The organism is Paenibacillus sp. DRB1-1 (assembly GCF_052119485.1).
In the GTDB taxonomy this organism is placed as follows: domain Bacteria; phylum Bacillota; class Bacilli; order Paenibacillales; family Paenibacillaceae; genus Paenibacillus; species Paenibacillus polymyxa_B.
Map to the genome: position 1 here is coordinate 2925610 of NZ_JBODQH010000001.1, position 11704 is coordinate 2937313.

Consider the following 11704-nt stretch of genomic DNA (forward strand, 5'->3'; position numbering starts at 1 on the left):
GATAACCGCAAGGAGCTACCCATGAAGAAAACATACTTGTATTGGCTGCTGCTGCCAGGTCTGCTCTTTCTGGCGGTGTTCATGGTCATTCCGATTGTGTTGACGATCGGTTCGACCTTCGTACAGAACAGCTCATTCACCCTAGAAGGCTATCTCCATTTCTTCAAGGACCCTTATTTTCTGAAAATATTGCTGACTACGCTGGAAGTCAGTGTCGTAACGACACTCGTGTGCGTATTACTCGGCTTCCCGACGGCTTATTATATTTCGCAAAAGGCCCCGCGTCGTAAAGGGATTTTGCTAGCGCTGGCTATCTTCCCCTTGTTGACGAGTCCGGTGGTGCGGTCATTCAGCTGGATGGTCATTCTGGGTCGCAAGGGGCTGTTAAATAACGTGCTCATCGGTTTAGGACTCGTGGATGAGCCGCTGAATATTTTGTATACTCCGGCAGCGATGATTATTGGTCTGGTTCATTTGTTTTTACCGCTGATGATTATTTCACTGATTGGTGTACTCGAAAATATCGACGGTGATCTTGTTCATGCTGCTCAGAGCCTCGGGGCCTCCAGATTCAGCGCATTTCGTAAAATTGTATTTCCGCTGTCTGTGCCGGGCCTGATCATTGGAAGCATTCTCGTTTTCGTGGGCAGCCTGACTGCATATACGACACCAGCACTACTTGGAGGAAAACAGCGGGTTATCGCTACATTTTTGTATCAGAACGCGATGACGCTAAACGACTGGTTTTTAGCTTCTGTTATTGCAACAATTATGATTGTTATTACATTTATCGTGGTCGGTCTCTTAAATAAGGCGGCCCATAAACTCAATCCGAAGGGGTAGGTGGATATGCGGGAGAAACATTACGGACTAGGCTTCTTTAGCCTGCTGGTCTTCATCTTTCTGCTCGGTCCGCTGTTGATCATATCGGTCACTTCTTTCGAGCCGGGCACGGTATTAAAATTTCCTCCGCAGGGCTTTTCTTTGCGCTGGTATGAAAATATTTTTGAAGTGGATTTGTTTATGTCCACGTTCAAAACGTCCATTGTCGTTTCTCTGCTAGGCAACATCTTGGCACTGTTGATCGGTATGCCTGCCGCCTATGCACTTAGTCGTTTTTCGTTTCGCGGGAAGGATGCGCTGAATGCTTTGTTCCTCTCCCCGTTGCTTATACCGGGTATTGTTCTTGGTTTTACACTGCTGCGCTATTTGATCATTGTTTACCATTTACCAGTATATGCTGGACTATTGATCGGACATACGGTGATTATGTTGCCGTTCATTATTAGAGTCATTGCATCCAGTTTGTCTAACTTTGATTTTGCGATTGAGGAAGCAGCGCTTAGTTTGGGGGCTGGACGGCTGGAAACCTTTTTCAAGGTGGTTCTGCCTAACATCCGCTCAGGTATTATTGCGGCTATCCTGATTGCCTTTCTGGAATCATTCAACAATGTCGACATTTCCGTCTTCATGACAGGACCGGGCTTCAGCACCCTGCCCATTCAAATGCTGACTTACGTCGAAAATTATTTTGACCCGACGATTGCGGCGATTTCGGTTATGCTGATGATTTTGACCGGTATCCTGATGTTCTTGATTGAACGACTGATGGGATTGTCTTACTTCACTAAAAGGTAATGGAGGCTTCAACCTTATGGCACTGCTTACTCTGGATCGCGTATCGGTCGCTTATGACAACCAACTGATCTTGCAGGATTTCGATTTGCAGCTCGAACGGGGGCAATTGCTCTCGCTGCTCGGACCGAGTGGTTGTGGCAAAACGACCACACTTCGTCTCATTGCAGGATTTCTCGAAGCTAAACAAGGAACATTTTTGTTTGGCGATAAGGATTATACTCGGGTTCCGGTAAATAAACGGAACTTCGGCTTTGTATTCCAAAGTTATGCACTCTTCCCGCATTTGTCCGTTTTTGATAATGTTGCCTTTGGTCTGCGGTTACGCAAGGTAAAGGAAGATGATGTAAAGCGCCGCGTTATGGCCATGCTGGATACGGTTAGCCTGGGGGGATTTGAAAAACGTTTCCCCGGTGAATTGTCAGGCGGACAGCGTCAACGTGTTGCGATTGCGCGAGCGCTTGTGATTGAACCCGATCTGCTGTTGTTTGATGAACCTCTGAGTAACTTGGATGCTAACCTGCGTGTAAACATGCGTGTGGAAATCCGCCGTATTCAACAGGAACTGGGCATCACTACCGTATATGTATCGCATGATCAGGAGGAATGTTTTTCGATTTCTGACCAGGTTGCGATTATGAATAAGGGGAACATCGAACAATTAGATGCTCCATCAACCATTTTTAAATATCCGACGACCGAATTTGTCGCCCGTTTTATTGGGTTTAATAATTTTCTGAGTTTTGACGAGCGTACTGAAGAAGGGGATCGTATTCAACTGAATACAGGCGATCTTTCGTTCGGCGTAGCGCGTAATCAGGGTACTGCCCAGCCGGGTGCTCGTCAGGGCGCTATTCGCCCGGATGATTTGGTCATTCGAACAGAAGGCAACGAGATAGGAGAAAATGAGCTTCCCGGTATTATTAAGGTAAGTACTTACCTGGGGCGTAGCTATCAGTATGTGGTAGAAACGGCGAAAGGCAACTTTACGGCTAATCAGGAAATGGATACGCCTTACCTGAGTGGTCAGCGGGTCACCCTGCATTTTCCGGCAGATAAAATGGTGCTGGTCCAATAATCAGCGGGTTCGATGAAGGAGATACATCATGCGTGCAGACAAAATGATTTTACAAGTTAAGGTGTATAACAGTTACTACAAGACGTTCGAAGAAGGTAATGTAGCTATACTTGGCGGTAAGTTTATGTATATCGGTCAGCGTGGTCTGGAGTCTTTTGAGGTGGCTGAGATTGTAGAGGGGCATGGGAAATATATGATTCCCGGCCTGATTGACATCCATCTGCATATCGAGAGCACAATGGTGACACCGGCAACCTTTTCCTATGGGCTGATTCGCAATGGGGTAACGACGATTGTACCGGAACCGCACGAAATGGCGAATGTTTTCGGATTGGAAGGCATTCAGGAAATGATGGAAGCCAGCAAAGATTGCGTGGCTGATATGTTCTACGGTATTCCAAGCTCTGTCCCGGCAACGCCGCTCGAAACCTCAGGAGGCGAGATCGATATTCCCGAGATAGATGCCCTGCTGCAAACCGGTGAAATGATCTGCCTGGGTGAAATTATGAACTATGTGGATGTCATTCGTGATCCGGAGAGCAAGACGAATCGCATCTTACGCCATGTTCGTGAGCATTACCCGGAGCTGATCATTGAAGGCCATACGCCGCAGCTGCTTGATCTGGACCTGCATCAGTTGATCTATGCGGGAATAGGCTCAGACCATACTCACCAAAGTATTGAAGGTATGAAGGCGCGGATGGCCGCCGGGATGTTTATTGAAATCCAGGAAAAATCCATGACCCCTGAAGTGATGGACTATCTTATTCAGGAAGATGTGGCACAACATTTTTGCTTCGTAACGGATGATGTGATGCCAGACTCTTTCGTAGAACGAGGGCATCTGAACCATATCGTAAGTAAAGCTATCGGAATGGGCATGAAGCCTGAGGATGCCATTTATGCAGCTACGTTTACTCCTGCTGCACGGATGCGTATGCATGACCGCGGAACCATTGCACCGGGAAAAATAGCTGACTTTGTATTGCTGTCCGATCTTGGTCAGTTTGATGTGGAGCAAGTCTATAAGGACGGACACAAGGTTTTTGATAAATTCGAGGAATACCATCAGGCACCGATAAAATGTCGCTTCCCCGCCCATTTTTATCAAAGTGTGAAGCTCAATCCGCTCACCGAGCAGGATTTTACTGTAAAGATGGATGTAGCTGATGGCACACATCAATGCCGTGTTATGATGGTCAAGGATGGCTCAACTTTTACGAGTGAACGGATTGCACCTGCACATGTGGAGCAGGGTGAACTGGTATGGGAACATGGTGAACATGGACTCATCGCTACGTTTGAGCGATATGGAAAGAATGGCAACCGTGCTTACGGTTTGATCGGGGGAGATACGCTTAAACGTGGGGCAGTGGCAACCACCTATTCGCACGATAACCATAACTTGCTGGTCGTAGGGCATAACAAGGAAGATATGATATTGGCCGCGAATACGGTTCTTGCCAGCCAAGGCGGTTTTTGCGTAGTTGAAAATGGCAAGGTGCTGTCCCATTTGCCGTTAACCGTAGGCGGGATTTTAACAGAAGGACCGCTGGAAATGGTTGCAGCGCATGTGAAAGAGCTGCGTTCAGCCTTGCTGTCGCTGGGCTACCGCCATTACAATCCAATCATGTCGCTGAGTACGCATTCTTTGCCGGTCAGCCCAGCCTTGAAGATTACCGATCATGGTCTGATTGATGTAAATGCTGGCAAGGTTGTACCTTTAATCGTGGAACCTTCAGAGATACAAGAATAATAAAAGAGCCGCCCCTTTTACGGGCCGGCTCTTTTTTGTCGTGGTTAGGTATGAGGTAGGTTATGGATTTTGCCTAAAATAAAGATGCTTTAGCAGACAAAATTAACATCTTCTATCCTCCTATTGATGTAACCTATGTATAAAAGATAAACAAGTCCTGATTGTGGATGTCCGATTGCATGTAGAGTTAGATTTACAATCAATTCACGTAATCTTCATGATTAAAACCGAATAAAGACTTGAAAAACATCGACACAGTGTTATAATTAAAACAGGATTTAGATTAAGTCTAAATTAATTAACTAATATTTATTGGATTGACGCATGGGATTTTGAAGAAAATCAGACACTACTGCTAACGAGTATCCAAGCTTTACACCAACTATATTTTGAATGATAACGAGAGGGGATTTTAACATGAGTACATTAAATCATACGAACGCACCTACACAAGAGGCTATTCAAGAATTGCACAAGGCATTGAATCGTCAGGTAGCTACCTGGTCTGTATTGTACACAAAATTGCATTATTTCCACTGGTATGTGAAAGGACCTAAATTCTTCACACTGCATGCTAAATTTGAAGAGCTTTACGATGAAGCAACAGCTAATCTAGATACGATTGCTGAACGTTTGTTGGCTATTGGTGGCCGTCCGGCTGCGACCTTGAAGGAGCATTTGCAACTGTCAGCTATTCAGGAGTCCGCAGGTGAGCAGACAGCTGACGATATGGTGAAGTCCGTTGTTGCTGATTTTAAAACCATCACTGTTGAACTGGCTAATGGGATGGAAGCAGCGGAAGCAGCACAGGATAAAGCGACAGAGGATCTTCTTAACGGCTTGAGAGAAGCATTGGATAAACATATCTGGATGCTGAGTGCGTATTTGGGATAAGATATTGGGATATATTTCCATGTATATGAAGATCAGGTGAACAAGATACACATCCCGTTGGTTCCACTCTGCCACTGGAGTATAATAACGTGAAGGCGTGGAAGACCACAGGCTCTTGAGTTATAGAGCTACCGGGATGGGGTGTATGTTATGGAAGTGAAACAACAGCTTTTGCATGAAGCGGAGCAGTTTATATATACATGTTATGAGGAGCTGGGCCGAAGCCGCGATGAAGCGGAAGCCCGGCTTCTTCATATTCGTTACGACATAGAGGCTACGGGAACGTATGATCATACGTACGAAGAGCTGGAGCACGGAGCACTCATGGCTTGGCGCAATAGCAATCGTTGCATCGGGCGCTTATTTTGGGACAAGCTTTTGGTCAGGGATGCGCGGGGCGCGTCAGATGCGACGGAGGTGGTCCGCGAGCTCCTGGAACATATGCGCATAGGAACGAATGGCGGTAAAATTAAGCCAACGCTTACTGTATTTCGCGCCTCCAAGCCGGGGCAGCCGAATATTCGCATCTGGAACCATCAACTCATTCGTTACGCTGGATATGAAACCGATCAAGGGATTATCGGGGACCCGATTTCGTTGGATTTTACCAATGCTTGTAAAGATATGGGCTGGCAAGGAGCGATGACTCCTTTTGATATTTTGCCACTGGTTGTGGAAGCAGGCGGGCGGCCTCCCGAGCTATTTGATATTCCCGAACATTTGGTGATGGAGGTAGACATTGAGCATCCAGAACTTTCGGGTTTCGCTTCCTTGGGATTGCGTTGGTATGCCGTGCCTATGATTTCAGACATGACGCTGGAGATTGGCGGTATCATCTATACGGCGGCTCCCTTTAACGGCTGGTATATGGGAACAGAAATCGGCGCCCGTAATTTTGCGGATACCTTCCGCTATAATATGTTGCCACAGGTGGCTAAGGTGATGGGGCTAGATACGACGAGTGAAACAACGCTTTGGCGTGATCGTGCGCTGGTGGAATTGAATATTGCTGTGCTGCATTCTTTTAAAAAGGCGGGAGTCAGCATTGTCGACCACCATACCGCAGCGGCACAATTCAAGCTGTTTGAGGAACGGGAGGCCAAGGCTGGGCGCGCACTGACAGGCAACTGGACATGGCTGATCCCCCCGCTATCCCCGGCAACAACGCATATTTTTCATAGTTCCTACGATAATCGGCTTGTGAAGCCGAATTTCGGAGTTCAAGATAAGCCGTATATGTCGAGGCAGGCTAATACAGCATCAGATACAGTGCTTCAGCAGAAGCGCCAAGGTTGCCCTTTTCATTCCGAATAACGATGAGAATGACCTAATGGCTGGATTAGGATTCCAGCTTATCCCATGCAACGATAAAAAGGGTAGCCAGTGGTCCTATTAATAGGGAGAGCAGAAACCAATTTAGCCCGCTCCGATTTTTGGATTGTGTCAAACCGGCATTAATAAGGGCAAGCGTTCCCCAGCCTATATAATAATCTTCTGACATGGTATTCTCCTTTGTAAAAAGGTATAATATCGTACTGTGTATGGTATGAACACATCCATGATTTCATGAGTTTAGAGTAAATATAACTTTATATATCCTGGTTTGAGGAGCGAAGCTAAGTTGGAAAGATATCAGGCAGAGCGCATTGTCGCTGAGCTTTTGGAACGGGCTGCTATAGGTGTAACAGTCAAGCTGGAGAAACGTTTTCCTGGTGGAAGGCTGATTGGGGGCAAATATGCTATGAATGCTCACGCCATTACCATGTATACGGACGTTATTGAAACACAGTGTTTACAAATGTTCGGCAGCGTTGATCGAGTTGAGGAGTATTTTACGGTTGTGCTTGCACATGAGATCGGGCACGCCGCCGATACGGAATTAGTGGATCTCTCCGATGCTTTGGAGCAAGAGAGCGGGATAGGGACCCGGCAACGACTTGCGCTGCAAATTGAAGAAAACGCATGGAATTATGCGCTTAGACTGGTGCCTGAAATAGAAGCAACGTTTATTTCTGCCGTAATAGACGAGTCCTTGCTGGCCTATCGAGTCCCGGTTATGGAGCATTCTGACATTGCGTAACGATGATGATCCGAGAGCCGTCAGGCTCTTTTTTTGTTGATAATAACAGACGAGATCGGGCCGGATCATTTAAAGGAGTAGCTTTTTAAGCTGCGACACGCGTCCCTGGGATAGTTCGAGCATTTCGGCTAATTCTTTTTGAGATACATTAGGATGCTCCTGCATGAGCTGTTTTAGTTTATTTAGGAGATCATTCTGATTTCTGTAACTCCTTCTTTTCTTGGGCTGGACAGAACGTGCTTCACTCAAATGACTGGAAGGATTATCGCTCTTCAGATTTTCAATACAACTTTTACATATCAGATGATCCCTGAAATAGCTCAAATGATCTACGGCGCCACAAAAATAGCAAGAAACCCCCGTATACTTGCGAATCATCAGTCCCTCTGGGGTAATAAAAAAATCGAGAGCATCTCCAATATTAATATTCATAGAATTGCGCAGCTCCTTGGGCAGCACAATGCGGCCCAAATGGTCTAATGGCCGTGTCATTCCTGTGTTCTTCATCATTTTTCCCCTTTCCTGAAATGCGCTTATAGTTGTAGGAATTGTATGTATATATGCTGGAAGTAAAAAGCGCTTATATTACAGTTTGTTTTGGTATAGCTATGCTGAAAAAAAGCTCCGGCATGACGAACAATTACGTCTGCCGGAGCATTGTACAGCCAATGAATCTAAGATGTCGTGTCGAATTACTGTGGGTTGGTTGTCCAAATACCGGCTACTTTTAATTGAACCCGTGGAGGCAGTTTCAATGCAGCTAATGTCAGATCGGCCAAATCTTGCGGTTGAAGCATGCGATCTTCATCACCAATAGGCAATCCTGCATTTGCCGCCAGTTCTGTATTGACAGTGCTTGGAGTCAGCGCGGTGACGCGAATGTTAGATTTGCGAACTTCCTGCATCAGTGCTTCCGTGAAGCCCATCAAAGCAAATTTGGATGCGCAATATGCCGAGCCTGTTGCAAAACCTCGTTCTCCTGCCGTCGAGGAAATATTAATAATATTCCCGCTCTTTTGTGCCAGCATGCTTGGAAGAACAGCATGTGTGACATAATAGGTTCCCATCAGGTTTACGCGAATAATACGTTCCCACTCTTCGGGGTCCATATCTGCGACTGTGCCAAAGGTAGCAATGCCTGCATTATTGATCAAAATATCGACAGCGCCCAGCTCGTGTTCCAGTGAAGCTACAGCGGCAGCGGCCTGTGCGCGATCCGATATATCTGCAACGGCACTCACCACTTTCACACCGTATGTACTCCCCAGCGAATCCTGCAGCTTTTGCAGGTCAGTCAATGTGCGTGAAATTAATCCCAGGTTTACGCCTTCCTTAGCTAAAGTTTCGGCAATTGCTTTACCGATTCCTTTGCTGGCCCCTGTAATAATGGCTGTTTTATTCTTAAGTTCCATCCAGTCTCCTCCTTTTCACTCCATAACGTGGTTGTGCATGTGAGCACATGGTTACATTATACAAGGTTAAACTCATTGAACCAAACTTCGCCTCTGATGAGGTATTCATCCAGAGGTCTCCTATTTGGAAATATTAATATCCCCTGAGGTGGTTTCTACCTTTATCACCTTCACACTACCGGGAACAGATTCGGGAGTATCTATACTCCCAGAGTCAGAGTGGACATTATAAACACCTTTAAAATCGGGAGCTTGCTTAATCTTCACGTCACCAGAATCAGCATTCACTTCCAAGTTGGCTACGGCACGTTGCGTAATATTTGTCTCTCCTGAGGTTAGGGAAATAAGGCCATTACCGCTATAATCGCGGATGGTAACATCGCCTGAAGTAAGCTTCAACTCCATATCTGCTGCAAGCTGACTGGCTGTGAAATTGCCGGATGTTAAATTTGCGATCAGGTGGGTACTTTGGAAGTTTGTAATCTCGGCAGTGCCTGAAGTAGCGGTGATGGAAGTATTCTGCACGGAGCCATCTTGAAGTTTTACATTCCCTGAATGTGCATCTACCTGTAGGTCAGTTAGTGTTTCGCCGGAGGGCATCTCTACGGTAATCGTTTGATCCACATCAGGGGTGATCGAAAGGAATGACAAGGAAGCGGCCGGCTCCGATTGAATCGTAAGCATACCGTTCTCAATTCGGGCATTATGAATTTGGTCGGCTACCTTTGTCTGAACTTCTCCACTAATGCGTATCGTACCTTGGTCGCCAGAGCCAGGAGTAAACAAAATAGAGACATCATCAGAACTGTCCACTTTCAGCTTCTGTAGCTGACCACGTGTGAACGTCCATTTTTTGTTAATCGCAGTTGTTTCCTTCATGACTTGTTGACTCCATGGGGCACCGTAAGCCACCATTCCGACTGCACCGATCACAATGCACAGGCCTGCTGTAATAAACCACTTTTTATTCATGTTGTTAGTAAGCTCCCCTCAGGGTAGTCTGATTCCATTTCCAGTATCGTACTGTGCCTTTGACCATAAGGAGTAAGAGATAGCGTACTCCAGACAGCAGCAATAGACCTATACCCGTCAACGTGATAGAGAAAAAGAATTTGGCCGGGTAAAAGGTACTGTTTAGCGCATAGTCAGTAACGGCGAGAAGGGGGGCTGCAATGAAGCTGACCGCTACCACGGTCAATGAAACCCATACTACCCATAGGGTAGCCATAATCGGGATGGAGATCAGCAAGTTAAGAAACAGCAGCCCTAAGAAAGTAAAAAGATTGCGTGCGAAGCTTCCCTGGCGAAGCGGAGGAGAAGCGTTCCAAGCTGCATTGGGATCATCCAACGCTTCTCGGGCAATATCCTCTGGGTTACCCAGCTCATTGGCAATCTCACTTTCGCTTTTTCCATTGACCAACCCGTAGTCAAAATGCTGGCTCAAATCACTAAGCAGCTCATTGCGTACCTCTGCAGGGAGAGGAGAAAGACGCTGCTCCACCTCTGTAAGAAACTGTTTTCTATTCATCGGAATTTCCTTCCTCCAGTAGGCTTGCGACATGATGGACAAAATCATTCCATTCCCGCGTAAGTATTTTTGTATAATGGCTTCCAGTATCAGTCAGCCGATAATATTTGCGGGGGGGCCCCTCGGTAGATTCCTGTAAATACGTTGTGCAGTATCCTTCTGATACCAGACGGCGAAGCAGTGGATATAGGGCTCCCTCAGCTACTTCAATATGACGGGAGACGGCTTGAGCCAACTCGTAGCCATAACGGTCTCTGCGTCCAATTAGAACTAGAACGCACAGTTCCAGTACCCCTTTTTTGAATTGGATGTTCACATTCACGAGCGGTGCTCCCTTCCTGGATGTTATCAATAGTTCATAGGTGTCGTTCGGAATAAGGGGAAGAAACGTGTGTTTGTGCATAATTTGTCACGGGTACTAATTATAGAACAGTAGTCAGGTATAATTTAACATCATGTACTGATTAATGCAAGGTACTAAATTTTTAATAATAAAATATTTGTGCCAAAATGGGCGGATTTTCTTTCTTGAAGGCTTCAATGAATAGCGAATGTTGTAGAAAAAAGTAGTTTTATTTGGGAATTCCTCGAAATATGGCTGGAAGCACAAATAGGATGCTACTTTAATTTCATTCATTAAAATGATAGATTGTAAAGTATTCAATAGGGTTATAGATTACTTTTTATGAAGAGGTGGGTAAAGGGTGGACTGGAAACATTGGTATATGGAACTGGAACAGGATGATGAGCCTTGGGATGTATCTGAGGAGGTTGTTCTGCGTGGTGTAGTGCATCTTAATTTTTGCGGGCAACCCTCGGAAGTAGAAGTTGAATTTATCGTGGGAGCCGACTCCGAAGAACAGGCACAGGCTATAGCAGAACCTACAGACCTGCAAAAAAAGACATGGGAGCAGTATATGGAATATTCGTCAGCTATTCATCCTCAAGTGTTGGAGTCCATACACCATCATTATGCTGGCATAGTGGAAAAGTACCGGAATGCTTACAGTACATGGGGAGAGGACCCCGATGAATATGCGCCTTATGTGGAGCGGCCGGAACAATTGCTGGATCGAATACAACTTATGTCTATACTAATTTCCGACTCATCGGCAAAGGATGAATTGTATTTGAATTTTAGTTGTTCCTGGGATCGAGAACATGGCTTAGGCGTACATATGAAGCAGATGAAAATGGAGCATATTCAAGGCGTTTATACATTATATGACCTAGAATAAATCCCCCTTCCCGGCTTTTAGCAAAAAGGGCGGGGAAGGGGAATAGGATAAGGTGAAATGATGGCGCTATTCGATACGATAAA

14 protein-coding genes are annotated in these 11704 nt (G+C 45.8%); 8 read left to right on the forward strand and 6 right to left on the reverse strand.

Going from position 1 to position 11704, the window contains the following annotated elements; translation table 11 throughout:
• Positions 1 to 21 precede the first annotated feature (21 nt).
• The 6 genes from ACQW03_RS12960 (at position 22) to ACQW03_RS12985 (ending at position 6677) form a co-directional block, all read left to right on the forward strand.
• Complete coding sequence (locus tag ACQW03_RS12960; RefSeq protein WP_013312457.1) at positions 22 to 843, forward strand: ABC transporter permease; 822 nt, start codon at positions 22 to 24, stop codon at positions 841 to 843.
• A gap of 6 nt (positions 844 to 849) precedes the next feature.
• Complete coding sequence (locus tag ACQW03_RS12965) at positions 850 to 1638, forward strand: ABC transporter permease (protein WP_013312456.1); 789 nt, start codon at positions 850 to 852, stop codon at positions 1636 to 1638.
• Positions 1639 to 1654: 16 nt separating this feature from the next.
• Positions 1655 to 2713, forward strand: coding sequence for an ABC transporter ATP-binding protein (locus tag ACQW03_RS12970; RefSeq protein WP_441950041.1), 1059 nt, complete (start codon positions 1655 to 1657; stop codon positions 2711 to 2713).
• A gap of 28 nt (positions 2714 to 2741) precedes the next feature.
• Positions 2742 to 4469, forward strand: coding sequence for an adenine deaminase C-terminal domain-containing protein (locus ACQW03_RS12975; protein ID WP_441950043.1), 1728 nt, complete (start codon positions 2742 to 2744; stop codon positions 4467 to 4469).
• A gap of 417 nt (positions 4470 to 4886) precedes the next feature.
• On the forward strand, positions 4887 to 5363 hold the full coding sequence (locus ACQW03_RS12980; protein WP_025721838.1) for a Dps family protein: 477 nt from the start codon (positions 4887 to 4889) through the stop codon (positions 5361 to 5363).
• 150 nt (positions 5364 to 5513) lie between these two features.
• Positions 5514 to 6677, forward strand: coding sequence for a nitric oxide synthase oxygenase (locus ACQW03_RS12985; protein ID WP_441950046.1), 1164 nt, complete (start codon positions 5514 to 5516; stop codon positions 6675 to 6677).
• A gap of 25 nt (positions 6678 to 6702) precedes the next feature.
• Here ACQW03_RS12985 and ACQW03_RS12990 read toward each other — a convergent pair whose 3' ends face one another.
• Positions 6703 to 6864, reverse strand: coding sequence for a hypothetical protein (locus ACQW03_RS12990; RefSeq protein ID WP_220030391.1), 162 nt, complete (start codon positions 6862 to 6864; stop codon positions 6703 to 6705).
• 120 nt (positions 6865 to 6984) lie between these two features.
• Here ACQW03_RS12990 and ACQW03_RS12995 point away from each other — a divergent pair, with 120 nt between their 5' ends.
• On the forward strand, positions 6985 to 7443 hold the full coding sequence (locus ACQW03_RS12995) for a hypothetical protein (RefSeq protein ID WP_071643691.1): 459 nt from the start codon (positions 6985 to 6987) through the stop codon (positions 7441 to 7443).
• A gap of 69 nt (positions 7444 to 7512) precedes the next feature.
• Here ACQW03_RS12995 and ACQW03_RS13000 read toward each other — a convergent pair whose 3' ends face one another.
• From ACQW03_RS13000 to ACQW03_RS13020, 5 genes are all read right to left on the reverse strand, one after another.
• Positions 7513 to 7950 (reverse strand): AbrB/MazE/SpoVT family DNA-binding domain-containing protein, encoded by a 438-nt coding sequence (locus ACQW03_RS13000; protein WP_071643672.1) that lies wholly within the window; start codon positions 7948 to 7950, stop codon positions 7513 to 7515.
• Between the two features lie 185 nt (positions 7951 to 8135).
• Positions 8136 to 8855 (reverse strand): 3-ketoacyl-ACP reductase, encoded by a 720-nt coding sequence (locus tag ACQW03_RS13005; RefSeq protein ID WP_013312448.1) that lies wholly within the window; start codon positions 8853 to 8855, stop codon positions 8136 to 8138.
• A 120-nt stretch (positions 8856 to 8975) separates the two neighbouring features.
• Positions 8976 to 9827, reverse strand: a complete 852-nt coding sequence (locus tag ACQW03_RS13010; protein ID WP_441950049.1) for a DUF4097 family beta strand repeat-containing protein — start codon at positions 9825 to 9827, stop codon at positions 8976 to 8978.
• Positions 9828 to 9831: 4 nt separating this feature from the next.
• Entirely contained in the window at positions 9832 to 10383 is a 552-nt protein-coding gene (locus ACQW03_RS13015) for a DUF1700 domain-containing protein (protein ID WP_071643483.1), read from the reverse strand.
• Positions 10376 to 10705: a PadR family transcriptional regulator gene (locus ACQW03_RS13020; protein ID WP_061830478.1), complete on the reverse strand. Its 330-nt coding sequence runs from the start codon at positions 10703 to 10705 to the stop codon at positions 10376 to 10378. The genes ACQW03_RS13015 and ACQW03_RS13020 overlap by 8 nt, the downstream gene beginning before the upstream one ends.
• A 382-nt stretch (positions 10706 to 11087) precedes the next feature.
• On the opposite strand from ACQW03_RS13020, the gene ACQW03_RS13025 reads away from it, so the two are divergent.
• Positions 11088 to 11621, forward strand: a complete 534-nt coding sequence (locus ACQW03_RS13025; protein WP_220030390.1) for a DUF6985 domain-containing protein — start codon at positions 11088 to 11090, stop codon at positions 11619 to 11621.
• Positions 11622 to 11704 lie beyond the last annotated feature (83 nt).

Coding starts and splice junctions, on each gene's coding strand:
- ACQW03_RS12990 (WP_220030391.1), bottom strand. CDS start 6,864: ATGTCAGAAGATTATTATATAGGCTGGGGAACGCTTGCCCTTATTAAT.
- ACQW03_RS12975 (WP_441950043.1), top strand. CDS start 2,742: ATGCGTGCAGACAAAATGATTTTACAAGTTAAGGTGTATAACAGTTAC.
- ACQW03_RS12985 (WP_441950046.1), top strand. CDS start 5,514: ATGGAAGTGAAACAACAGCTTTTGCATGAAGCGGAGCAGTTTATATAT.
- ACQW03_RS13000 (WP_071643672.1), bottom strand. CDS start 7,950: ATGAAGAACACAGGAATGACACGGCCATTAGACCATTTGGGCCGCATT.
- ACQW03_RS13010 (WP_441950049.1), bottom strand. CDS start 9,827: ATGAATAAAAAGTGGTTTATTACAGCAGGCCTGTGCATTGTGATCGGT.
- ACQW03_RS12965 (WP_013312456.1), top strand. CDS start 850: ATGCGGGAGAAACATTACGGACTAGGCTTCTTTAGCCTGCTGGTCTTC.
- ACQW03_RS12960 (WP_013312457.1), top strand. CDS start 22: ATGAAGAAAACATACTTGTATTGGCTGCTGCTGCCAGGTCTGCTCTTT.
- ACQW03_RS12980 (WP_025721838.1), top strand. CDS start 4,887: ATGAGTACATTAAATCATACGAACGCACCTACACAAGAGGCTATTCAA.
- ACQW03_RS13005 (WP_013312448.1), bottom strand. CDS start 8,855: ATGGAACTTAAGAATAAAACAGCCATTATTACAGGGGCCAGCAAAGGA.
- ACQW03_RS12970 (WP_441950041.1), top strand. CDS start 1,655: ATGGCACTGCTTACTCTGGATCGCGTATCGGTCGCTTATGACAACCAA.
- ACQW03_RS13015 (WP_071643483.1), bottom strand. CDS start 10,383: ATGAATAGAAAACAGTTTCTTACAGAGGTGGAGCAGCGTCTTTCTCCT.